Source organism: Providencia sp. 2023EL-00965, from assembly GCF_033550225.1.
GTDB lineage: Bacteria > Pseudomonadota > Gammaproteobacteria > Enterobacterales > Enterobacteriaceae > Providencia > Providencia manganoxydans.
In genome coordinates this window covers 479,012-502,990 of record NZ_JAWUEH010000001.1, presented here as the reverse complement: position 1 = coordinate 502,990, position 23,979 = coordinate 479,012, and the positions used below count along the sequence as shown (strand labels likewise).

The following is a 23,979-nucleotide window of genomic DNA, read 5'->3' as shown; positions in this document are numbered from 1 at the left end:
TATAGACTATAGTGAAAGTAACGGAATGTAATGCATAGCTATAACTATTCAACTAAAGAGGTTCCCATAATGAAACTCTATATTTATGATCATTGCCCATTTTGTGTTAGAGCCAGAATGATTTTTGGACTTAAAAACATTGACGTTGAGCAGATCTTTTTGATGGAAGATGATAAAGCAACGCCAACGGAAATGATTGGCCGCAAGATGCTACCCATTCTACAAAAAGAGGATGGAAGTTACTTACCAGAAAGCTTAGATATTGTTCATTATGTTGATCAGTTAGCAGAGCCTAAAATCATTCAGTCCGAGGTTTCACCTGAAATTAATAGATGGTATCAAGCTGTTTCTGAAACGGTATATAAATTAGTTGTTCCTCGTTTTACTCAGGCTGAATTTCCTGAATTAAGTACGAAAGAGGCTAGAGCTGCGTATGTTGAGCGAGAAGAAAAGGCATTTGGTGATCTGAATATGCTACTAAAGGAAACACATACCTTGATTGTAGAATTAGAACCTCATATGGATGCCCTTGATATATGGCTAGAAAAACGGACAAACAGTTATAATATTGACGATATCATGATTTTTCCGTTATTACGCAGCTTATCTATTGTGAACGATATCCCATTTAGTACAGTAATACTCAATTACATGAAAGATATTGCGAAAATAACAGGGGTGAGTTTGTTATTTGACCAAGCCAAATAATTTTCTCATTATTCAAATGGTTAAAATCCCATTATTTCTTTATAATGGGATTTTTATCGTCTTTACACTAATGATAAGTAATAGATTTAATTAATATAATCGCGTAGTGTGTATACCAGCTTATTTCTACCTTGAGTCAAAATTAGCTTTTTACCATGATAGGAAACCACTGAGCCATCAGTTAGCATTCGTTTAATTAACTTATCCCACTTCGATAAATCTTCATCAACGCACTCTAGTTCGGTTTTGGATAAATGTTTAACTGTCAGAACGGAGTCGCTGATGCGTCCCATGCCATAAAAATCATTGCACATTGTTGCCGAAATAAACATTTTTTCACCGAAAGAGAGCGTTGGCACGCCAACTTTACCCGTAATGGTATTGCCGTCCATTTCAGTCAACACAAAACAGTGATGAATGAGTTGTTGCTCAGTCACGTAATCATTATTATCTGCGCTGACCTTGGCAGTTTGGCAAGCGGTTAATAAAAATCCTAGTAACATTAAAGGAATAATCCGTTTCATTATTTCCAGTCTCTGTTAGGATTTGACTATATTAGGACAAGTGTCACCACGGGCTAATTGGCGGATATTCCCTAATGTTGTTTCACTAATACTAGTTAATGCCTCATCGGTCAAAAATGCCTGATGGCCTGTGAATAATACGTTGTGGCATGATGAAAGGCGGCGAAAAATATCATCTTGGATCACATCATTTGATTTATCTTCAAAAAATAGTTCACGTTCATTTTCATAAACATCCATACCAAGAGAACCTATTTTTTGTGCTTTTAGAGCATTGATTGCAGCAACTGAATCAATTAACGCACCTCGACTAGTATTGATGATCATGACACCATCTTTCATCTTTTTAAACGCTTGTTCATCTAATAAATGGTGATTTTCAGGTGTTAAAGGGCAGTGTAGTGAAATGACATCAGAGTTTTTATATAATGTGTCTAAATCAACGTATTCTGCACCTAAATCGAGAACAGCTTGATTTGGGTATGGGTCATGTGCCAGTAAACGCATGCCAAACCCTTTTAGGATCCGTAGCGCTGCTTGACCAATTTTACCCGTACCAATAATACCGGCTGTACGGTTATGCATGTTAAAACCGGTCAAACCTTCTAGAGAGAAGTTTGCGTCACGAGTACGTTGATAAGCGCGGTGAATACGGCGGTTAAGGCATAACATCATGCCCACAGCATGTTCTGCAACAGCTTCGGGTGAGTAGGCTGGTACGCGAACGACTTGGATCCCGAGTTCTTCCGCGGCCACTAAATCAACATTGTTAAACCCTGCGCAGCGTAAAGCTAAAATATGAATATTCAGTGCCGCTAGCTCTTCTAAAACCTCACGGCTGGCATCATCATTAACAAAAATACAAACAGCATCAGCCCCAACAGCATTTTTTGCAGTTTGTACGGTTAATGGAAAATCAAAGTATTCGATATTAAAATCAAAAGCGGATCCTTGATTGACTTGATCCATATGTTTGCGATCATACTGCTTAGTACTATAAGAAACGATTTTCATCTAAGGAACTCCGTGTACTATTTTAGGAACCAAAACAAAAAATAATAAGGTAGTAAAAGCCGGTAGCTACCAAAACTTAAATCAGAATAAGATAATTATTACTGTAAATCACCAAAAAAATACGGAAAATAATGAGTTATTAAACTTTGACTCTTAATAATAGTCGTTTAGAGATAAACAATATTAGTCAACACGAAAACAAGGACGCAGTTTAATGAAAAGGGCACTGAAATATTTATTGTTAAGCGTGATCGGGTGCTTAGTGCTCTTATCAGTTTTATGGGTAACGGTAACCCGTTGGCTTCCTGTTGTCGCTAAAGTTTATCTACCTGAGAATGTGACGTTGTCATTAAGCCAACCTGTTTTGAACAACCAGCAGCTACTGGTTGCTAACATACAACTGAAAGTGGGTAATTGCTTGTGGTTTGATGCTAAAGATAGTCGTTTTTCTCTTTTTCCCATGCATTTATTGGTGAAAACACTGTCTGAGGATAACCAATGCCTTAGCCAATTATCGAAAAATGAAAATACTGATGACTCACCCATTTCAATTATTGATATTATTGATAGTCTCCCTGCGTTTTCTGTTGTAATTGAAAACGTAGAAGTCTCTCCTTGGGGGCAATATCAAGGGAGTTTTTGGTTACATAATCGTAAAGGGGCTTCACTAGCACTAGACTATAATGGCGAAAATGTTGATTTATCCGCTTATATCACGCCAACTAATCAGCTAGTGATTGAACGTTTTTCTGTGCAATTGCCAGATCAAGAACAACGTCTTTATCTCAATGGTGAATTGAGTTTGCCGTTAACCACCGATGAGCTTCCTTCTACAGGTGTGCTAGATGCGGAATTTGTTTTATCTCAACCTGCAAAATTGTTACAAGCTAAATTACATTGGCAAGATAAGCAGGGGAGTATTTCCCTTTATGATAAAAGTTCGGGGGATGAGATTGCACATTTACCTTGGCAATTTGATGCAAATGTTTTTCGTGTTGTCGATGGACGCTGGCAATGGGAAGAAAGTGGTATTCCATTACATGGTGGCATAGCATTCCAAATAAAAAATTGGCAGGCAGATATTGCTGATATGGTCATCAGTGGCCGCACAAATATGGTGACCGAGGGTAAAAAAGGGAAAGCAAACATTGTGCTAACGCTTCCTGAAAATAAAATTAATTTACTTGAGACCGCGATTACGTTTGGGCTAAATGGGCAGCTGAAATATGATGATATGATCTTGGATATTCATTTGCCTTCTCAAATTACAGGGCCGATTGTTGCTCCGGCTATTTCATTTCGTTCTGGCTCACTCTTAAGAGCTTACGGTCGAGTATCGCCAACGTTACTTTTACAAGAGGCGCGCTTGCCATTAGCTGGAACAACGCTGAGTGCTGAAGGTATTTCTGGGCGCCTACAAGCTATTTTGAAAGTAAAAGAGCAGTATTGGGGGAGTTTTGCTATTCATTTAGATGGGAAAGCGAACAAATTTACGCCTGACCAAGGTAAGTGGTTTTGGAATTACTGGGGAAATGCTCATTTACCGTCACTAGACGCAAATTGGGATATAAAAGGTCAAGGTAGCTGGCAAGATACCTTAATTACCCTGAATACATTGAATACAGGTTTTGATCAGATCAAATATGGGTTACTTTCGATGAAGGCTACCCGCCTAATTTTAACGAAACCTTTATTGTGGCAGCGTGATCCAATTAAAGAGCATTTTCAAGGCGAATTACAGCTCACCAGCGATCGTATGCAATTTGGTTCTGCGAGTTATTTACCTAAAATTACCACCAATGCAGCGCTTAATGGGAAATCACCTGCTGATTTTCTATTGAAAGCGGATTTAAGCACGAAAGAAGTCGGGCCAATTGTGATTTTTAGCCGTTGGGATGGTGAACGTTTTAGAGGGCAAGCACGTTGGCCTGAGCAGTCAGTTAGTGCATTTCAGACCTTGATACCTAGCGATCTTGGGATCACCTTGCGAGAGGGTAAATTATTTTCGCAGGCAGCATTTTCCATTGATCCAGAAACAGGATTTATCGCGGGTGGGCACTGGCGAGTGGAAAATACGGGATTGTGGCTTAAAGATGGTGAGGTTAGTGGCCTAAATTTTGTTTTACCTTGGAAGTTGCAAGATAGTACTTGGACGTTAGGTGAAAAATCACCAGTAAAGTTACGCATAAAACAGCTAACCAACTTGTTTGAATTAACCGAAATTCGTGCTGATTTATCAGGAACCTATCCACCGACAGAGATAAAACCCTTAAAACTGAGCAATGTAGGGTTTAAGATGCTTGGAGGAGAGGTTAGCCTCGATTTATTACGTTGGCCTCAAAAACAGCCCGCGACCATTCGATTACATCAAATTGAATTGAGCAGACTATTTACTATATTGAAAGTTACGCAGTTTGCCGCTTCAGGCAAAGTTGATGGTGAATTGCCTTTTTATCTGAATAATCCTGAATGGATTGTACGCAATGGTTGGATGGAAAATAGCGGCCCGCTTGCTTTACGCCTTGATACTCAATTTGTTGAATCGATTAAGAAAGATAATATTTCTGCGGGTTCAGCGATGGGCTGGTTACAATACCTAGAAATTTCACGCAGTCGCACTGATGTCAACATCACTAATTTAGGCCTATTAACGATGAAAACGATCATTCAAGGTTTTAATTCACAAGAGTCTAAAAAACGTGAAGTTCACTTAAACTATACACACGAAGAGAACATTTTTCAGCTGTGGCGTAGCTTACGTTTTGGTAGCAACTTGGAAGAATGGTTAGAAAAGAACCTCTAAAGGAAAAGGAATAAAAGTGAAAACTTTAAATCTATGTGCATTCACGTTAATGAGTATGATGCTGACAGGGTGCTTAAGGGTCGAGGTTGCGACACCTGATAAGCCTATTAATATCAATATGAATGTTAAGATTGAACATGAAATACAGATCAAAGCAGATAGACAGGTTGAAGATCTACTTAAAGAAAACAGTGACCTTTTTGGTAAGGTGGATACGCAATGAAATATTTTTTTCGAGTACTGCTCTTATCTAGCTTATTCACATTCTCTGCTTACGCACTAACGGTTGATGAAGCGAAAGACCAAGGCTTAGTTGGCGAAACATTGTCAGGTTATTTAGCGGTGGTTAACACCAATAATTCTACAGTGACTCAATTGGTGGATGATATAAATCGCGAACGTGAAATTAAATACAGTGAAATAGCAGCAAAAAATAACCTACAGACTAAAGATGTTGGTAGAATTGCGGGACAAAAGTTAGTTGAGCGAGCCGGTAGTGGCGAATATGTTCGCGGTATTAATGGGCAATGGCTTAAGAAAAAATAGTCGCTATATGAAATCATTTGTTGATTAAACAATATTGATACATTTTGACTGTAAATAGATGCGCTCAAACTTGCTCAATTATAGAAATAATATAAATAATAAGGATTTAACAAGTGAAATCCATACTGACAGCTCTAGAAGCTGATATTGGACAAACTTCATTGCGTGATCAGTGGTTGCTAAAAAAGCGCCTCCATGGGATGACTAAAATTACTAATGAAAAGTCACGCGCCGCGGTATTAAATGCGATTAAAATAGATATTGAAACAGCTAAGCAAAAAATAGCCAATAAACTGCTAAATCCAGCCAAAATTATCTATCCAGAAAATTTACCTGTTAGCCAAAAGAAACAAGTTATTTATGATGCGATAAAACAACATCAAGTCGTGATTATTGCCGGTGAAACCGGATCAGGAAAAACGACGCAGATACCTAAAATCTGTCTGGAGCTTGGGCGAGGTATTAAAGGATTTATTGGTCATACTCAGCCAAGACGTTTGGCTGCTCGGGCAGTCGCTACGCGTTTGGCTCAGGAGCTTGAAAGCGAAATAGGTACCATTGTCGGCTATAAAGTTCGTTTTAGTGACCAAGTCGGTGATAATACCCAAGTCAAATTAATGACTGACGGTATTTTGCTGGCAGAATTACAAAACGATAAATTATTGTTGCAATACGATACGATTATTATTGATGAAGCGCATGAACGTAGCTTGAATATTGATTTCATCTTAGGTTATCTTCGCCAGTTATTACCAAAACGTCCCGATTTAAAGGTGATCATTACCTCTGCGACTATCGATCCTGAAAGGTTCTCACGTCATTTTAATCAAGCGCCAATCGTTGAGGTGTCTGGTCGTACTTACCCTGTTGAAGTTCGTTATCGCCCAATTATCGGGGATGATAATGATAGCGAGCGAGACCAGATAGATGGCATCATAGATGCAGTGAATGAACTAGGGCAAGAAAGTGCGGGTGACATTCTTATTTTCATGAGTGGTGAGCGCGAGATCCGCGATACCGCAGATGCATTAACAAAATTGCAGTTACGTCATACTGAGATCCTACCGCTGTTTGCTCGTTTATCTAATAGTGAGCAAAACCGCATATTCCAGCCTCACGGTGGGCGACGTATCATTTTAGCGACGAATGTCGCAGAAACATCACTCACTGTACCCGGTATTAAATATGTTATTGATACTGGGTATGCGCGGATCAGCCGTTATAGTTTTAGAACCAAAGTACAACGTTTGCCGGTTGAACCTATTTCTCAAGCATCGGCTAACCAGCGCAAAGGGCGCTGTGGGCGTGTATCAGATGGTATCTGTATTCGTTTGTATTCAGAAGACGATTTCCTAAGCCGCCCAGAATTCACCGATCCTGAAATTTTAAGAACTAATCTAGCTTCAGTTATTTTACAGATGACCTCAATTGGTCTAGGGGATATTGCCGCGTTTCCATTTGTCGAAGCGCCAGATAAACGCAATATTCAGGATGGTGTAAAATTATTAGAAGAGTTAGGTGGTATTAAACCACATAAACAAACAGAGCGAGGTTATAGACTCACAGATATTGGTCGCCAATTAGCCCAATTACCTGTGGATCCTCGTTTGGCTCGAATGGTAATTGAAGCAAGAAAGCATGGTGCAGTACGTGAAACCATGGTGATTGTTTCTGCTCTGTCGATTCAAGATCCGCGTGAACGTCCATTGGATAAGCTGCAGGCTTCGGATGAAAAACATCGTCGTTTTCATGACAAACAATCTGATTTTTTGGCGTTCCTCAACTTATGGAACTATTTAAAAGAGCAGCAAGAAGAGTTATCTAACGCCCAATTTCGTAAAATGTGTCGTCAAGACTTCCTGAATTATTTGCGGATCCGTGAATGGCAAGATCTTTACACCCAACTTCGACAAGTCATTAAAGAACAGGGCTTCGCGATTAATAGCGTCGCAGCTGATTTTCGCGGGATCCACACATCATTACTGGCGGGGTTACTCTCCCATATTGGCCAAAAAGATGTAGAAAAACCAGAATTTACAGGCGCTAGAAATGCACGATTTACTATTTTTCCAGGCTCTGGATTATTCAAAAAACCACCTAAATGGGCAATGGTTGCGGAGCTTGTGGAAACAACAAAATTGTGGGGAAGAGTTGCTGCATCAATTGAACCTGAATGGATTGAGCCGCTAGCGGAACATTTGGTCAAACACCATTACAGTGAACCCCATTGGTCTAAGTCGCAAGGTGCTGTGATGGCATCAGAAAAAGTGACGTTATATGGTTTAGCAATCGTTACAGCGCGACAAGTTAACTATAGTACGATAGATCCATTATTATGCCGTGAGTTATTTATTCGCCACGCCTTAGTGGAAGGGGATTGGGTTACTCGTCATGCATTTTTTAGAGAAAACCATAAACTACTTGCTGAAGTTGAGGACTTAGAACATAAATCACGTCGTCGTGATATTTTGGTTGATGATGAGACCTTATTTGCCTTTTATGATCAGCGTATTCCAAATGATGTCATTTCTGCTCGTCATTTTGATAGCTGGTGGAAATCAGCATCTAAGCAGCAACCTGATCTGCTTAGTTTTGAAAAAAACATGTTGATTAAAGAAGATGCGGCGAATGTTTCCACGCTGGATTATCCTAATTATTGGTACCAAGGTGAGTTAAAATTCCGTTTAAGTTATCAATTCGAGCCGGGCACTGATGCAGATGGTGTAACGGTACATATTCCTTTAGCTATTTTGAATCAGGTACAAAATTCAGGTTTTGATTGGCAAGTACCGGGCTTGCGACAAGAGCTGGTTGTTGCGTTGATTAAGTCTTTACCAAAACCTATACGACGCAATTTTGTACCTGCACCAAACTATGCCGAAGCATTTCTTGAGCGAGTACCAGTACCCGACGGTAGCATTTTAGATAAGCTAGAGCGTGAATTGCGCAGAATGACGGGAGTCACCGTTGATCGTGAAGCTTGGCAGTTAGAACAGCTACCTATTCATTTAAAAATGACTTTCCGTGTGGTTGGTGAAAAGAATAAAACCATCGCCGAAGGACAAGATCTTGATGTATTAAAAAATAGCTTGAAAGAGAAAGTACAAGAAACACTTTCGGAAGTGGTTGATGATGGTATAGAACAAAGTGGCTTACATATATGGAGTTTCGGTGAGCTACCGCAGCGTTATGAACAAAAACGTGGCGGATATTCAGTCAAAGCTTACCCTGCATTAGTTGATGAAAAAAACAGTGTTGGGATCCGAGTATTTGAAACTGAGTTTGAACAACAACAAGCAATGTGGGCAGGTGTTCGCCGATTACTATTGCTAAATATTCCATCGCCAATTAAATATTTACATGAGAAATTACCGAATAAATCTAAACTCGGTTTGTACTTTAACCCTTATGGTAAAGTATTAGAATTAATTGATGACTGTATCGCTTGTGGTATTGACCAACTTATTGATAGCTATGGCGGACCAGTATGGTCAGAAGAGGGCTTTAGTCAGCTGCAAGATTTTGTCCGTGCTGAGTTGAATGATGCGGTTGTTCATATTGCTAAACAGGTTGAACAAATTCTCACCGCTGTGTTTGCTATTAATAAGCGTTTGAAAGGTCGCGTTGATTTTTCAATGGCAATGGCACTTTCTGACATAAAAGCACAAATGTCAGGTTTAGTCTTTAAAGGCTTTGTCACCGAGCATGGCTGGAAGCGCTTAGCTGATGTGTTACGGTACTTAAATGGAATTGAACGTAGATTAGAAAAGTTAGCGATAGATCCAAATAGAGACCGTGCTCAATTAAGTAAAGTTGAGCACGTGACGAATATGTGGCAGCAATGGAAAGCCAAGCTAACACCAGCGCAGTTGAAGCTACCTGAAGTTCAAGAAATTCGCTGGATGATAGAAGAATTGCGTATTAGTTTATTTGCACAGCAATTAGGAACACCATATCCAATCTCAGATAAACGGATTATTCAAGCAATGGAAAGCTTGAGCCAATCCCTTTAATGATTAGTATAAGCCTGTGAGCCCTCGTTTTATCGCGAGGGCTTCGCGTTTATGGGTAAATAATTTGTAGTGTTGCTGTTGCATTAGCCTTGCCAGCACGAATATGAGGTTGAGTTTGGGTATATTGCGCGGAGAAATAGACGGCATACGGGCTTTTATCGAAACTAGTTCCTAAATGGAATGGCTTATTCAGGGGAATTGCTTGACCTTCAAAAAGGATTTGTAGGCCAATACCTTCAGCACTGTCCGAACGGTTGTCTAGTGCTATCACTGAATCATCAAAGTAACCCGCAGATCGTCCACTAAAAATAGCACCAACAGCTGTTGCGCCATTACAGTTTAAAGTTAAGTAAAAGGGGATCGGTGATGAGTGGCTACCGACGCCTCGAAATTGGCTTTGCTTAACTTTATTCATTTTGACGCGCTTATGTTTTTCTTGTAATTCACAGCTTGGGGTAATAATTCGAGTGTTGAGAAAACGATAACTTTGCACGATCAAATTACCTATTGAAGCAGCAATTAATTGATGTGAATCGAGTTCACCAGAGCCTGTAGATGACTTGGTTTTAATTAATTGAACTCGGATCCCTCTAAATGCATTCCCACAATAGCGATAACGATATGAGGTGTTGTCGCAAAAGTAGGGTGAATGATTGATAAAAGGGAGCTTAGCATGACTAAACGTGTGTTCTTGGGGAATAAAACGAATACCAATACCATCAATATTAGTTTGATGTGTTGCGTGGTGTTGCTCTGATAATAAAGGAAACAGACTATTATCCCATTGAGCGCTAGTTGGTGTCGGGCAACTTACCATCGGTGGGTATTGATCAATCTCATTAAGTGTAATTTCTTTGATCACCGATCCTGCTGGGAGTCGGTGAGGTATGATGACATCACCGAGGGAGAGAGAATTATGATGTGGAGTAAAGTTGGGCTCATACTGGCATTGTGATGCATAAACGCTTTTTGAGACTAAAATACAACCAATCCATAAACGAGAATTTAATATTGTCATAAAGCTTCCTTACGTTGACATATGGCGGGTAGGTGGTAAAACCCTTGATCAAAGTGCGACGCTAATAATTGATATTCAAACTCACATTGTTGAGATTGTTGTTCTCCCCATTTCAATTTAATAGTACCTGATGATTCAAGCCCACTTAAGTAAACTTGCCCCATGTCACTAATAATCCCAACATTGATATCTGTTTTTGTATCAATAACGTCTTTAGTACTTAAGCTGGCGATGGCACCAAATGGTGCAAGTGAACCATCAGTAAGTTGGATGGTAAAAAATACACGTTTACCGAGTTTTACGGGGAAATGAACAGCAACTAGAGCGCCTTTCGTCGGCAGAATAGATTGATTACTATCATCAATTTCAGCTTCTAAAGGTAAAGTCTGCGTATCAATAGCAAAACTATTTCTCCGATATGGTTGAAGGTAATTAACGATAGTATGCCCCGCACTGTCAGTAATATTGTTTGTATGATGATCTAAATGAACATTTTTAGTTTCAGGTACAATGATCAGAGCGGCCGTATCGCCTCGACTAGGAGTGAATGTCACACCATAAGGGTGAGCCACAATGGCGCTGTGTAAACCATAGCTAATTTGATGGTGTTGGTTATAACCATAACCTGCATTCAACGAAAATTGATGATGTTGGTATTGGGTATAAACGCGTGTTTCTGAATTGGGATCTGATGTTGAGCAACAAAGAGGATTACGGTAGTTATGTTGTAAGGTATAGGCCATGAAATGATCACCCTCAGTTGTTCCTGTTAGAGTCGCTTGATGGTTATGATAACTATTTTGAATGAACTGAGTTTGATAGCTAAAATGTGTATTGGGTAACCAAGCACTAATTGGAATAATCAGAGCAGCGGAGATGGCATGCTCACTCTTTTTATCAATAAAAGAGTAATTCGATTGGTAATTGAGACTAAAATGATATTCGTGAATATTTCCAGAATAGCCAATATTGTATAACCACTGATAATTATCGGTATTAGCAAATTTCTGTTGGGAAGCTGATAATGATAAATTACCATAATGGCTAATAGGCTGTGATATATGGAGCTTAAATGTTTGTTGGGGGTAATGGGGATAATAAGGTGGCATTCTTTTGATCACATCAGATATTTGGCGAATTTTCGGGTTATCTATCCATTGTGTACTGAACGAAATATCGCTACCTGTGGAAACAAATGTTCGTGAATATTCTATCTGATAGGTATTTGAACGCTCCTCATGACTATATGCATGGCTCCAATCAAGAGTAAAATCGCCTAAATAGTTAGTAAATGAACCGCCTACGGTTAAAGATTTAAAAGGCGATGACAGAATTGCGCCTGTGTAGGTTGTTAGGTGATTATTAATTCCATATTTTATTTCACCATGAATAAAATAGGGTGTTAATGTTCCTTGTTTTTCTGTGGTTTTTCCACCATTTAAAGCATAACGAAATTGGCCTGACTTTATCATTAATGGAGTAGATGAGTATGGGTAAAGATATTTACGCACTTTACCATTGGTTTCAGTGATCGTCATTTCAAAAAAACCTTTATGGCTAATAGGTTTTAATCTATTTAATGTAAAAGGACCAGCAGGCAAGTGCTCATTATAAATAACAATATTATTTTGTGTCACGGTTACTTGGGATGGACTATAATTAATGCCTTGTAAAATAGGAGAAAAATAAGAATCATAATCAGGATACATTAACTCATCATTTGATAGTGATATCCCTTTAAATGTGAAGGGCATAAAAAATGATGAAGCTAGATAATACTCACCTATAATTAATTGACTTTTTAATAAAGCAAGTGGATAAGACAAGGTGGTGTTATAAAATTGCCATTTATTTTCTTGTGAATAGGTAAAGCTGTTACGTAATCGCCAACCAATATAATTAAAGCCATTTTGTAGTGAGAGATTAATATGGTTGTTTTTTTCTGGTTTATTATTTGTATTGTGACTACCAGAAATATCATATTCAATGAAGGCGGATGTTATTCCATGATCCCAATGTTCTTGCCCCTCATTTCCATAAGGCAACTGATTGATATACATTTGAGGTATATTGATATTCAATACTAAATGATTAAAATCAAAATAATCAGAATAACCATCAATAACTGTTTCTAGATTATTACTCGTGATATCATTATTAATAGAAAACAGAGTATTAATAATATGGTTAGTTAAGCCCATACGTATAAGGTGTTTTTTAGTAAACGTTGGGGATAATCGATTTTTCATATGTTTAAACTGAATGTTTTCTGTGAATGATTTTTGGTTATTAATAACAATATCAACAGAATAAAACCCTTCGGGTTGATTATCCAAATGGAATAATATATTTTCTACTTCATTTGTATTTTCAATGTGATCTAGAGCTTCTAAGTTAAAACGTTCTGCTTGAGTAGAAAAGGAAATTATTATTGCTAGTAATAGAGATATTTTATTTTTATTCATTGTTTAATAATAGTTTTTGTGATGTTAATTGTGTTTTCCCACCATAGTCATTTAATGCATTCCAATATACAGTGTTAGGCTTGGAAATGGGAATTTCCCATGATAATTCACTAAAAGGAGCAATCATTCCTGGTTCAGTAATATCAACATCATCAATCCTCAACTCCCTAAGTGTAATGTAATGACCTGTTGGGTTCTTCGCAGTTAGAGAGTGGTTTCGGTAATTGAATAATAATTTTTTAAAGGCAGAGTCGGCAGTTTTACTTAATGATTCAGGACGATAAAAAAGTTTAAAACTTGATTTCACAACAATATGAAGACTGTTTTCAATATTTTCACTAAGAGAGGGTAATGATTTGATATGTAGCCAATATAGTGTTTCTTTATCATCTTGAAGTGATGGTTTAGTTTTCATTATTCTTAACTTATTTATTGCTTGGGGATTTAGTTTAAATAATGGGGGAGTGAGTATAAAATCATTAGTTTTATAGTTTTCTTTTTCAATCCATGATTGGATAAGATAGGTTGTATTTTCCTCTGGATTCTCTATAGATAAGGCAATTTCACGTTCATTTTGTGAATAAATAAAACGAGTGCCATTAATTACGATACCACTATAACAATTAAAAGTTATAAAAAATAAAATCAATAATATATTTTTCATAATAAATAAGGAGAGAATATATTCTCTCCTTCCTCTCTCCACTTTATTGATAAATAATACTAAAATGTGCTAATGCATCTGCGGAACCTGGCGTTACTTGATCGCTAGTCGCGATGTATTTAGCGACAAAATTCATTTCAACTGTTTTACTCGGTGATATTTCCTTAAATTGGGTGCTACCATTTAAAGGAATACGGCGAATACTATTTTCTTCATAAAGGGCAACTGCTACACCAGTTGCTGGCGTAGAGGTTGGATTATTTGAAAGGCTTAATAAGCTTGGGTTAGATTGATCGGTTTTTCCATCAAATTTAAACTGAATTTTTTTATAGTCAGTAGGGCAATTGGATAGCGTGATCCTAAAAGGTGTTGCTGCTGCAACACTATTTTTATTATTGAAAGAGGAGGCTGAAACTTTGCCCATATTAACAACTTTATGAACTGAATCAGTATCAATGGAGCAAGCTGTGGGGATTATACTACCAACAAACTTTATTTCACCATCAACAGCGAAAGACAAAGAAGAACTAAAAGATAGAATAATTAGTACGTATTTTAATATATTTTTCATTATATAACCTTGTAAATGATGTATTGCTATGTTTGTTTAAAATAACCAACGAATTGTGCGCAATATAATAAGGCCATTTAGAGAACGAAAAAGAGGTATTTTTAGATAAACTAAATCAAGAAATTTACGCATATTTTTTTATCAGTAGTAACTACTTTCTATTATTTGAATTAGTAACTAGATATTTTTTTAGGTTAATATGCTGATAATTTTCTTGTGAAAAACAAGAAAAGGGTACTAATACTAAATTAGTTAACCATTACCACTTCATTTAAATAAGGCGGTTTAGTTACAACATACTAATAGATAACGTTAGCCTAATGCAGCAAAAGTGCGGAATGTAAGTATATAAAAAGGCGATCAAGGGAAAAATGTGAGGAGTGGGAGCAAATAGTCAACAAAGGTGAGTAGAAGAGGTCACTGCATGGAATAATCCATGTAGTGACCTAGTGAAGCACTATACAAAAAGATAGTACGTAGCAGGAATGGCTCCAGCTATGATGGCAAGCGCGGTTATTTTTTCAATGCTGCTTAAAGCGACTTGATTTGATTGTTGTGAACGTGCATACCAAAAAACAAGTATTCCTGGAGCATAGAGTACAACGGATAACATCAAATTAATAAGTCCAGAAGCATACAATAGCCAAAGGCCATAAGAGCTTGCGACAATGCCGACCATTAATAGTGGCTTATTGTGACGTTCAAAAGCCACTTTAATCAAAAAGGCCCCAACCAAAAAGTAGGGTACCAAAATCATTTCTGAGGCAATAGTCAACAATGTATTATAGTTACTACCGCTTAGCCATATCAGAACTAAAGAGAGCTGTACTGCACCATTTGTTAGCCACAAAGAGGATGAAGGGGCATCGTTATTATTTAATTTGTTAAAGATCTTTGGGAACGATTGATGTTGTGCTGCGATATAAGGCACCTCTGCTGCCATAATGGTCCAACTAAGGTAGGCACCACACACAGAAATGATCAACCCTGCGGCGATAATAATTTCACCGCTAGATCCAATCAGATTTACCATCAAACCTGCCATTGATGGATTTTTTATCTCAGCCAGTTCAGCTCTTGGCATAATGCCTAGTGAGAGCAGTGTGACTAAAATATAGATAATTAATGCAGAGCTGACGGCAAAAACAGTGGCTAAGCCGACATCGCGGCGATTTTTAGCACGCGCTGAAACGACAACAGCGCCTTCGATACCAATAAATACCCATAGGGTAATTAACATAGTGTCTTTGACTTGTTGCCATACAGGCACTTCAAGGCTAATCCCACTAAAATCTGCGTCGAAAATATCAAGTTTAAATGCAATGAATGCCAAAACAATAAACAAACCTAATGGGATCAGTTTTGCCATAGTCGCGAGTTTGTTGATACCCGCAGCGGTCTGTACACCACGTAACACAAGATAATGCACAAACCACAATAAAATCGATTCGCCCATCAATGCTTGCCAAGTATTACCATCACCAAAAATGACTCTTTCAGGGGTATCAGTAAAAAAGCTAATCGCAGCAAAGACAATGACTAAATAGGAAACATTGGCGACAACCGCACATAACCAATATCCCCAAGCGGAACAAAAGCCAACCAGCTCACCAAAGCCTTCTTTTGCATAGGTAAAAATTCCGCCATCAAGGTCTGGACGTATACGCGAAAGTAGTAGCAGTGAAAAAGCAAGAAATAGGATACCAATACCCGTGATCGACCATCCAATAATCAACGCTAGTGGACTAGCAACTTCAGCCATGTTTTGTGGCAGGCTAAATACACCGGCGCCTACCATGGAACTAAGAACGAGAGCGGTAAGGGCAGTGAGACTAAGTGTATGTTTCAATGTATTTCCTGGTTATTCTACAATCAGAAGTTAAAATAACGTTAAATCTATAATTTGTCTGCGCATTTAAACTAAAACAGTTTTAAATTATAGATAGTTCATCTATTAGTACGATAAAGTGCAGGGATTCTACAAGGAAATGGCAGTTATGCAATGGGAAAATATGCACTTCTAGAAGATTTTTATTCAGATAAGAGATTGTGAATGTGGGATAATTAATCTAGAAAGTAAAAGAGCCAGTTCTTTCGAAGCTGGCTCTTTTTAAAGCGTGATATGATTTATTTGAATAAATCAGCACTAATTGTCACACTACCACCGTTAGACTGCCACTCACGGGTGATATGGAAGTATTTAGCACCTTTCGCTTCAGCACGCTTGGCGATTTGGTAACGAACTTCAGGTGTATTGGTGTAATAGCCAGAGAAGGTAATCGAATCAAATGGTACCATTTGTGCAGCTGCCATTTTATTGACTTCTTCAATTACATAACCACTAGGTAACGTTACACTGGTTTTACCCGGAGCGCTGCTTGAAGTTTCAAAGAAACGACCAACAGCAACAGTAGGCTCCTCTGATGACGCTACACCTGGAATACGTACTTTCTTAGCGGCTTCGCCACCTTCAGCGAGTAATGCTCTACCTGCTTCTGAATCTGCGGGAACAACAGCGTCTTCAAGTTGAACTTGGCGTTTAGGAGCATCTTTTTTGTAAATATAAGCAGTTGCGAGGGTATTACCACCATCGTTTACTGCGACGTTACGCACCACATAGAATGAAGCTGCATCTTTTTCTTTGGCTTTTTTAGCAATGGCTTCGTATAGGTCAGGCTGAGAAGGGTAAAAACCATTTACAGTTACAGCATCAAACGGTTCATACTGTGCAGCATCTGCCTTTGACATTTCTTCAACACCGCCAAATACACGGCGCTTAGTTTCTTCTACTGATTTAGCATCTTTTTGGTAAAGATCTGCAACAACTCGCATATTACCGCTATCACCTACATCATCTAAGCTTTGGATATAAAAGGCATAAGCGCCCACTTTATCAGCTCGACGTGAAACGGCATCGGATGCTTCATAAATAGCATTAAAGCGCCCAGTCACAGTTATGCGCTCATAAGGTTTTAACTCTTCTGCCTGTTTGGGCGTCAGTTCAACAGCTGCCTGTGTAGCAGTAATACTGATTAATGATAACACCGCGGCTGCGATGGCCGTAGTTTTCAGCTTCATACAAAATCCTTCCGACTTGCGCAATTTATTTTAAAAGTGCTGGATCTTAGTTGTAACACATGCATGTGATTATTACACGTAACTTGCCAAGTTGTCTCATCATTTTCTTTTTATAAGAAATAAATAATGATTGACTAGTCATTATTACCAGTTTTTTTAAGCTATCCAGTGTTTTATTGACCTAAAACTAAGATTTTCACTGCGAATTCCATTTACTGTCTAAGAATCGAGATCAATTATGGATCAAGAAGCTTATTTTCAGTAGGTTATTAGGACATGATAAGAGTGTTTTGACTAAAAATAAGACTTTTCCATCTAATATGGTTAATTTTTAGTAAACCTGAATAAAGACAAAATTACTTTAGCTTTGAAAAGGGAACATTATGCGTATTGGTATACCAAGAGAACGACTTGCCAATGAAGCTCGTGTTGCTGCTACACCATCAACAGTGGCTCAGTTACTTAAACTCGGCTTCACTGTTTGTGTAGAAAAGGATGCGGGACATTTAGCTAGTTTTGATGATGTAGCATATGAGCAGGCAGGGGCCGAAATTGTTGATCGTGACACTGCATTTTCGGCTGATATTGTATTTAAAGTTAATGCGCCATCAGAAGATGAAACACCATTATTTAAAGAAGGTGCAACCTTAGTAAGTTTTATTTGGCCAGCGCAAAATCCTGAATTATTGGATGCTTTAAAAGCAAGAAATATCAATGTGATGGCGATGGATGCTGTACCAAGGATTTCTCGTGCTCAAGCACTGGATGCATTAAGTTCAATGGCCAATATTGCGGGTTATCGTGCCATTGTGGAAGCGGCTCATGAGTTTGGCCGTTTCTTTACGGGTCAAATTACTGCTGCGGGTAAAGTACCGCCAGCAAAAGTGATGATTATCGGTGCTGGTGTCGCGGGGTTAGCGGCAATTGGTGCGGCAGGTAGTCTAGGTGCCATTGTTCGTGCCTTTGATACTCGCCCTGAAGTAAAAGAGCAAGTACAAAGTATGGGCGCAGAATTCCTTGAATTAGATTTCAAAGAAGAAGCTGGCAGTGGTGACGGTTATGCAAAAGTGATGTCAGAAGCCTTTATTAAGGCCGAAATGGCATTATTTGCAGCTCAAGCAGAAGAAGTGGATATTATTGTCACAACGGCTCTGATCCCTGGTCGTCCTGCACCTAAATTGATTACCAAAGAAATGGTTGCATCAATGAAACCGGGTAGTGTCATTGTCGATTTAGCTGCACAAACAGGTGGTAACTGTGAATTGACTCAGGCCGACAAGTTAGTTGTCACTGATAATGGCGTCAAAATCATTGGTTATACTGATTTACCGAGCCGTTTACCGACTCAATCTTCTCAATTGTATGGTACCAACCTCGTGAATTTAATGAAGTTGTTATGCAAAGAGAAGGATGGTCAAATCAACATTGATTTTGATGATTTAGTCATTCGCGGTGTCACTGTGGTTAAGCAAGGTGAAATCACTTGGCCAGCACCACCCATTCAAGTATCTGCTCAGCCGCAGGCGAAGCCTCAAGCGACAGAAAAAGCGAAAGCTCCAGAGAAGAAGAAAATGTCACCTGCGGTAAAATATAGCTTGATGGCATTGGCAATCATTCTTTTTGGTTGGTTCGCTAATTCAGCGCCAAAAGAGTTTTTATCGCATTTTACTGTGTTTGCACTGGCTTGTGTTGTGGGTTACTACGTTGTTTGGAACGTTACACATGCACTACATACGCCGTTGATGTCTGTAACAAACGCGATTTCTGGCATTATTGTTGTTGGAGCTGTGTTGCAGATAGGCTCAGGGGGATGGGTTGGTTTCTTATCCTTTATTGCCATATTGATCGCCAGTATCAATATATTCGGTGGGTTCACGGTTACCCAACGTATGTTAAAAATGTTTCGTAAAGGATAAGGGGTAACTTATGTTGTCAAGTGGAGTTGTGACAGCAGCTTATATCGTTGCTGCTATCCTATTTATTTTTAGTCTTGCAGGCCTATCGCGTCATGAGAGTTCTCAACGAGGGAACACATATGGTATTGCAGGAATGGCTATTGCCTTATTGGCAACGATCCTTGGACCAGATAGTGCCAATATCGGTTGGATGATCGTGGCTATGGTGATTGGTGCCGTAATCGGTATCCGTTTAGCCAAAAAAGTTGAAATGACAGAAATGCCTGAATTAGTTGCTATTTTACATAGCTTCGTTGGTTTAGCGGCAGTACTTGTCGGTTTCAATAGCTTTATTGCCAGTGAAGGGCATCTGGAACCCGTGATGGAAAATATCCATCTCACTGAGGTTTTTCTAGGTATTTTCATTGGGGCAGTAACCTTTACGGGTTCGATTGTCGCCTATGGTAAGCTTTCAGGTAAGATCTCATCCAAACCAATGATGCTACCAAATCGCCATAAATTGAATCTAGCGGCTTTGGTTGTCTCGTTTGTTCTGTTGCTGATCTTTGTAAAGACAAACAGTGTTGGTCTACAAGTCTTTACGATGTTGATCATGACAGTGATTGCATTAGCATTTGGTTGGCACTTAGTGGCATCAATCGGTGGTGCAGACATGCCAGTTGTTGTTTCAATGTTGAACTCATATTCAGGTTGGGCAGCGGCGGCGGCAGGCTTTATGTTAAGTAATGATCTGTTGATTGTCACAGGGGCTTTAGTTGGTTCATCAGGGGCAATACTGTCTTATATTATGTGTAAGGCAATGAATCGCTCGTTCTTTAGTGTTATTGCTGGTGGGTTTGGTACAGATGGCTCATCAACGGGCAGCGAAGAAGAAATGGGTGAGTACCGTGAAACAACTGCTGAAGAAGTCGCTGAATTATTGAAAAATTCCACTTCTGTTATTATCACTCCAGGTTATGGTTTGGCAGTGGCTCAAGCACAATACCCTGTGCATGATATTACCGCGAAATTACGTGAGCGCGGTATTAACGTCCGTTTCGGTATTCATCCCGTTGCAGGGCGCTTACCCGGCCATATGAACGTGCTATTGGCTGAGGCCAAAGTGCCTTATGATATCGTATTAGAAATGGATGAAATTAATGATGATTTTTCTGATACAGATACAGTATTAGTGATTGGAGCTAACGATACGGTTAACCCAGCAGCGCAAGAAGATCCAAATAGCCCAATTGCAGGTATGCCTGTTTTGGAAGTGTGGAAAGCAAATAACGTGATTGTATTTAAACGTTCAATGAATACTGGGTACGCAGGTGTGCAAAATCCATTATTCTTTAAAGAAAATACACAGATGTTGTTTGGCGATGCAAAAGCCAGTGTTGATGCAATTTTGAAATCGTTGTAAATAATAAAAGCTCTGTAGTTGATTAGCTACAGAGCTTTTTAGAACGCTAAAAGTTATGTAAGACTAATCATCAATAGTGATAGGACATACAAAACCATCTGGTTTGATTGCCAATAAATCACATTTCAGTTTATCAATCACATGTTCGGCAGTATTGCCTAGAAAAGCCGCAGAAATACCTGTGCGACCTAATATCCCAAGTACCACAACCCCCGCATGTAGCTCTTCGCACATTTCAGGGATGATTTTTTCAGGTAAGCCTTCACGAACGTGGGTATACTTTTCATCAATTGAAAATTTTTGGCGTAGCTCTTTCATTGCGATGAGATGCTGACCACGTAAAGCATTGTTATAGAGGCTTGGGTCAAAATCAGGTAATTCGATAGCGATATTCATCGGTGCAACAGGGTAAGCACTGACTAAATGAATTTCCTGCTCTTTGACAATACGTGTTGCTAAATCTTTAGTTTTCTCAACTAATTTGATATTAAGGTCATCGTGGTAAGACTCTTCATTCGATAAATTGACGGCAACAACAACAGAGCCATGATCCGGCCAAACTTTATCTTTCACCATCCAAACAGGGCAAGGGCATTTTCTTAATAAATGCCAATCTAGAGGTGTAAAAATAATCGATTCAAAGTTGTCTGTTTGGTGAGCCATTTTTAATAACAGATCATGTTCACCGCTAATAACTTCCTGAATGATTGCTTCATAAGGTTTATTGTGCCAAATAACTTTAATTTCTATCTCAATACCTGCTTCGAGATAGAAATGAGCTTGTTGCTTGATCCACGCAGCTTTTTGGTTAATGACCCCTTTACGCATAGCATCCCGCTCTTCTGGGGAGAGTAAGGTCGTCATATCATAGGAAAGATCATAGATAGGTAAGAATGCTTTAATCCGTCCACCATTACGTTGCACTATATAGACAGCACGTCGTAATGCAGGTTGATCATCCTGATTTGGGTCAATTGCAACTAGGAGATTTCTATAGTTTGCCATATTAAAATCCTCATAACGGCTGGACATTCCTTAACTAAAGATAAACTAAGGTATTGAGGAAAAATAGGCAAGAATTGATAAAAAATAATCGTGAGAGGTCACAAATTGAAATTTGTGACCTGTGAAATAGCACTATGGGCAGGAGACAGTAGAAACTTTACCAGCAATATCAGTTAGTTTTTCCATATCTTCGATAGTAATGTATTTACCTTTCACACTTAACATACCGCTTTTTTGGAAACGTCCTAAAAGACGGCTAATGGTCTCAACGGTCAGGCCTAAATAGTTACCAATATCACCACGGGTCATGGTCAAACGGAACTCTCTAGGAGAGAAACCACGTTCTGCAAAACGATGAGATAAATTAAGAATAAATGCAGCTAAACGTTCTTCAGCATTTTTCTTAGACAATAAAAGAATCATTTCTTGGTCACCTTTTATTTCTCCACTCATCAAACGCATAATTTGTTGACGCAGATTTGGCATTTTACCTGACAAATCATCAAGTGTTTCAAATGGAATTTCACAAACCATTGATGTTTCAAGGGCTTGTGCGAAACTTGGGTGCTGTGTATGTATAATTGCGTCAAAACCAACCAAATCACCTGCTAAATGGAAACCGGTAATTTGCTCATCACCTTCTTCAGTGATGGTATAGCTTTTGATTGTTCCTGAGCGGATGGCATACAAAGAACGTAATTCATCGCCAGCCTTGAATAATGCTTGGCCTTTTTGGATAGGTTTTTTACGCTCGATAATATTATCAAGTTGATCCAGTTCGTGTTCATTCAATGTGAAAGGAATGCATAGTTGGCTAATACTACAATCCTGACAATGAATAGCACAACCACCAGACTGGATGCGACGAACAACTCTTTTTTCTGGGATCATATTAAATGCTCAATACAAGTTAAAATTATTGATATGAGTCAATTTTAACATAAGATAAAGCGACTGATAAGTAGAAAGATAAAACAGAATTATCTAGAAAAGAAAATCGTATAAAAACAAAAGAGTTGGGCAATTACGCACAAATATAAATAACTTTATGATATTATTAATTTAACTTAAGCGGCAATAAAACAGAAAAAACGCTAATAGGTAAAATGGATAGTCTCACTCATATTTATTTGAAGTTCATATTTTGACAATCATAAAATTAACATTACCCCTAATATTTAAACAAACTTGTAATATTAGGTTTAAATTAAAATTTCCTAGGAGCCATAAATGGAAAATGACCAATTAAATATTCCCACTATGATGAAAGTCGTCGACGTTATTACTCCTGGTAGTGCAGATAAATTGCAAATTATTGAGCAACCTTTACCTGTTGTTACTGAAGGCTATTTACTAGTTAAAGTTGAAGCCGCTGGGGTTAATCGACCGGATGTCTTACAACGTATGGGAGCTTATCCACCGCCTTCGGATGCATCGCCAATTTTAGGGTTAGAAATTGCGGGGGTTATTGTTGCCAAAGCCGATGATGTAGAACAGTGGCAGATTGGAGAGCGAGTCTGTGCGCTAGTCGCTGGAGGGGGTTACGCAGAATACTGTTTGGTACATAAAGACATCGCATTACCTTTAGGTAATTTATCTTTTATTGAAGGTGCTGCGGTACCTGAAAACTTTTTTACTGTCTGGGCTAATGTATTTCAAATAGGTAAATTATCTAAAGGTGAAAGCGTTTTGATCCATGGCGGAACATCTGGGATAGGCTCTGTGGCTATTATGCTGGCGAAAGCGTTTGGTGCGACAGTAATAACTACCGTTGGCTCTGTCGAGAAGGCGGAAGTCGCTAAATCATTAGGTGCTGATTGTATCATTAATTATCGAAATGATGATTTTGTTCAAAAAACGCTTGAATATACCCATTCACGAGGCGTTGATATGGTTGTTGACATTGTGGGTGGCGATTATGTAGCTAAAAATTATCAGGTTGCTGCTAAGTTCGGCAGGATCATACAGATTGGTATGATGCAGGGAAATCCCAAAAACCTTAATTTAATGCCATTAATGTTAAAACGATTGATTCACACAGGTTCAACGATGCGTTCCCGTACTATCGCCGAGAAGGCGAGTATCGCTCAGGAATTAAAAGAGCAGGTATGGGGTATGTTGCAAAAAGGTGAATTAAAACCTTTTATTAACAAAACATATCCATTGAGTGCAGTGATTGATGCGCATTTGTATATGGAATCAGGCGATTTATATGGAAAAATAGTGTTAACAAACAACTGATTAAATTTAAT

The 23,979-nt window shown here is 38.6% G+C and carries 18 protein-coding genes; 8 read left to right on the top strand and 10 right to left on the bottom strand.

Translation table 11 applies throughout. The annotated features are described in order from the left end of the window. Positions 1 to 69: 69 nt before the first annotated feature. Entirely contained in the window at positions 70 to 708 is a 639-nt protein-coding gene (grxB, locus tag SC428_RS02295) for a glutaredoxin 2 (RefSeq protein ID WP_318705756.1), read from the top strand. A gap of 86 nt (positions 709 to 794) precedes the next feature. Here grxB and SC428_RS02290 read toward each other — a convergent pair whose 3' ends face one another. Beyond that, positions 795 to 1,232, bottom strand: coding sequence for an META domain-containing protein (locus tag SC428_RS02290; RefSeq protein ID WP_318705755.1), 438 nt, complete (start codon positions 1,230 to 1,232; stop codon positions 795 to 797). Positions 1,233 to 1,247: 15 nt separating this feature from the next. Further along, complete coding sequence (locus SC428_RS02285) at positions 1,248 to 2,246, bottom strand: 2-hydroxyacid dehydrogenase (protein ID WP_070928625.1); 999 nt, start codon at positions 2,244 to 2,246, stop codon at positions 1,248 to 1,250. 214 nt (positions 2,247 to 2,460) lie between these two features. On the opposite strand from SC428_RS02285, the gene SC428_RS02280 reads away from it, so the two are divergent. The 4 genes from SC428_RS02280 (at position 2,461) to hrpA (ending at position 9,608) form a co-directional block, all read left to right on the top strand. Continuing rightward, complete coding sequence (locus SC428_RS02280) at positions 2,461 to 5,049, top strand: YdbH family protein (RefSeq protein ID WP_318705754.1); 2,589 nt, start codon at positions 2,461 to 2,463, stop codon at positions 5,047 to 5,049. Between the two features lie 49 nt (positions 5,050 to 5,098). Next, positions 5,099 to 5,272, top strand: coding sequence for a YnbE family lipoprotein (locus SC428_RS02275; protein ID WP_139158679.1), 174 nt, complete (start codon positions 5,099 to 5,101; stop codon positions 5,270 to 5,272). Continuing rightward, positions 5,269 to 5,595: a YdbL family protein gene (locus SC428_RS02270; RefSeq protein ID WP_070928620.1), complete on the top strand. Its 327-nt coding sequence runs from the start codon at positions 5,269 to 5,271 to the stop codon at positions 5,593 to 5,595. Before SC428_RS02275 ends, SC428_RS02270 begins: the two co-directional genes overlap by 4 nt. A gap of 113 nt (positions 5,596 to 5,708) precedes the next feature. Beyond that, positions 5,709 to 9,608, top strand: a complete 3,900-nt coding sequence (hrpA, locus tag SC428_RS02265; RefSeq protein ID WP_318705753.1) for an ATP-dependent RNA helicase HrpA — start codon at positions 5,709 to 5,711, stop codon at positions 9,606 to 9,608. 49 nt (positions 9,609 to 9,657) lie between these two features. Here hrpA and SC428_RS02260 read toward each other — a convergent pair whose 3' ends face one another. The 6 genes from SC428_RS02260 to ydgH all read right to left on the bottom strand — a co-directional run bounded on the left by SC428_RS02260 (position 9,658) and on the right by ydgH (position 17,404). Beyond that, positions 9,658 to 10,626 (bottom strand): fimbrial protein, encoded by a 969-nt coding sequence (locus tag SC428_RS02260; protein WP_081335958.1) that lies wholly within the window; start codon positions 10,624 to 10,626, stop codon positions 9,658 to 9,660. Next, on the bottom strand, positions 10,623 to 13,091 hold the full coding sequence (locus tag SC428_RS02255; RefSeq protein WP_318705752.1) for a fimbria/pilus outer membrane usher protein: 2,469 nt from the start codon (positions 13,089 to 13,091) through the stop codon (positions 10,623 to 10,625). The genes SC428_RS02260 and SC428_RS02255 overlap by 4 nt, the downstream gene beginning before the upstream one ends. Continuing rightward, positions 13,084 to 13,755 carry a molecular chaperone gene (locus SC428_RS02250; RefSeq protein ID WP_318705751.1) on the bottom strand — a complete coding sequence of 224 codons (672 nt, stop codon included), beginning with the start codon at positions 13,753 to 13,755 and terminating at the stop codon, positions 13,084 to 13,086. The genes SC428_RS02255 and SC428_RS02250 overlap by 8 nt, the downstream gene beginning before the upstream one ends. A gap of 43 nt (positions 13,756 to 13,798) precedes the next feature. Then, complete coding sequence (locus SC428_RS02245) at positions 13,799 to 14,326, bottom strand: fimbrial protein (protein WP_140180160.1); 528 nt, start codon at positions 14,324 to 14,326, stop codon at positions 13,799 to 13,801. A gap of 457 nt (positions 14,327 to 14,783) precedes the next feature. Then, a complete protein-coding gene (locus SC428_RS02240; protein ID WP_318705750.1) occupies positions 14,784 to 16,175 on the bottom strand; it encodes an amino acid permease in 1,392 nt (463 codons plus the stop codon). A gap of 278 nt (positions 16,176 to 16,453) precedes the next feature. Then, the gene (ydgH, locus tag SC428_RS02235) at positions 16,454 to 17,404 is read right to left on the bottom strand and encodes a DUF1471 family protein YdgH (protein WP_070928610.1); all 951 of its coding nucleotides are present in this window, start codon (positions 17,402 to 17,404) and stop codon (positions 16,454 to 16,456) included. Between the two features lie 383 nt (positions 17,405 to 17,787). Here ydgH and pntA point away from each other — a divergent pair, with 383 nt between their 5' ends. Further along, positions 17,788 to 19,320 carry a Re/Si-specific NAD(P)(+) transhydrogenase subunit alpha gene (gene pntA / locus SC428_RS02230; protein WP_070928608.1) on the top strand — a complete coding sequence of 511 codons (1,533 nt, stop codon included), beginning with the start codon at positions 17,788 to 17,790 and terminating at the stop codon, positions 19,318 to 19,320. Between the two features lie 13 nt (positions 19,321 to 19,333). Beyond that, the gene (gene pntB, locus SC428_RS02225) at positions 19,334 to 20,722 is read left to right on the top strand and encodes a Re/Si-specific NAD(P)(+) transhydrogenase subunit beta (protein ID WP_140187360.1); all 1,389 of its coding nucleotides are present in this window, start codon (positions 19,334 to 19,336) and stop codon (positions 20,720 to 20,722) included. A 63-nt stretch (positions 20,723 to 20,785) separates the two neighbouring features. On the opposite strand, the gene uspE is transcribed toward pntB, so the two are convergent. Both uspE and SC428_RS02215 read right to left on the bottom strand, forming a co-directional pair. After that, on the bottom strand, positions 20,786 to 21,727 hold the full coding sequence (gene uspE, locus SC428_RS02220; RefSeq protein WP_070928606.1) for a universal stress protein UspE: 942 nt from the start codon (positions 21,725 to 21,727) through the stop codon (positions 20,786 to 20,788). 132 nt (positions 21,728 to 21,859) lie between these two features. After that, positions 21,860 to 22,618 (bottom strand): FNR family transcription factor, encoded by a 759-nt coding sequence (locus SC428_RS02215; RefSeq protein ID WP_070928604.1) that lies wholly within the window; start codon positions 22,616 to 22,618, stop codon positions 21,860 to 21,862. Between the two features lie 339 nt (positions 22,619 to 22,957). Between SC428_RS02215 and SC428_RS02210 the strand changes: the two genes are divergently transcribed. Next, positions 22,958 to 23,968, top strand: a complete 1,011-nt coding sequence (locus tag SC428_RS02210) for an NAD(P)H-quinone oxidoreductase (protein ID WP_070928602.1) — start codon at positions 22,958 to 22,960, stop codon at positions 23,966 to 23,968. The last annotated feature ends 11 nt before the right edge of the window (positions 23,969 to 23,979 follow it).

Coding starts and splice junctions, on each gene's coding strand:
- grxB (WP_318705756.1), top strand. CDS start 70: ATGAAACTCTATATTTATGATCATTGCCCATTTTGTGTTAGAGCCAGA.
- SC428_RS02290 (WP_318705755.1), bottom strand. CDS start 1,232: ATGAAACGGATTATTCCTTTAATGTTACTAGGATTTTTATTAACCGCT.
- SC428_RS02285 (WP_070928625.1), bottom strand. CDS start 2,246: ATGAAAATCGTTTCTTATAGTACTAAGCAGTATGATCGCAAACATATG.
- SC428_RS02280 (WP_318705754.1), top strand. CDS start 2,461: ATGAAAAGGGCACTGAAATATTTATTGTTAAGCGTGATCGGGTGCTTA.
- SC428_RS02275 (WP_139158679.1), top strand. CDS start 5,099: ATGAGTATGATGCTGACAGGGTGCTTAAGGGTCGAGGTTGCGACACCT.
- SC428_RS02270 (WP_070928620.1), top strand. CDS start 5,269: ATGAAATATTTTTTTCGAGTACTGCTCTTATCTAGCTTATTCACATTC.
- SC428_RS02260 (WP_081335958.1), bottom strand. CDS start 10,626: ATGACAATATTAAATTCTCGTTTATGGATTGGTTGTATTTTAGTCTCA.
- SC428_RS02255 (WP_318705752.1), bottom strand. CDS start 13,091: ATGAATAAAAATAAAATATCTCTATTACTAGCAATAATAATTTCCTTT.
- SC428_RS02250 (WP_318705751.1), bottom strand. CDS start 13,755: ATGAAAAATATATTATTGATTTTATTTTTTATAACTTTTAATTGTTAT.
- SC428_RS02245 (WP_140180160.1), bottom strand. CDS start 14,326: ATGAAAAATATATTAAAATACGTACTAATTATTCTATCTTTTAGTTCT.
- ydgH (WP_070928610.1), bottom strand. CDS start 17,404: ATGAAGCTGAAAACTACGGCCATCGCAGCCGCGGTGTTATCATTAATC.
- pntA (WP_070928608.1), top strand. CDS start 17,788: ATGCGTATTGGTATACCAAGAGAACGACTTGCCAATGAAGCTCGTGTT.
- uspE (WP_070928606.1), bottom strand. CDS start 21,727: ATGGCAAACTATAGAAATCTCCTAGTTGCAATTGACCCAAATCAGGAT.
- SC428_RS02215 (WP_070928604.1), bottom strand. CDS start 22,618: ATGATCCCAGAAAAAAGAGTTGTTCGTCGCATCCAGTCTGGTGGTTGT.
- SC428_RS02210 (WP_070928602.1), top strand. CDS start 22,958: ATGGAAAATGACCAATTAAATATTCCCACTATGATGAAAGTCGTCGAC.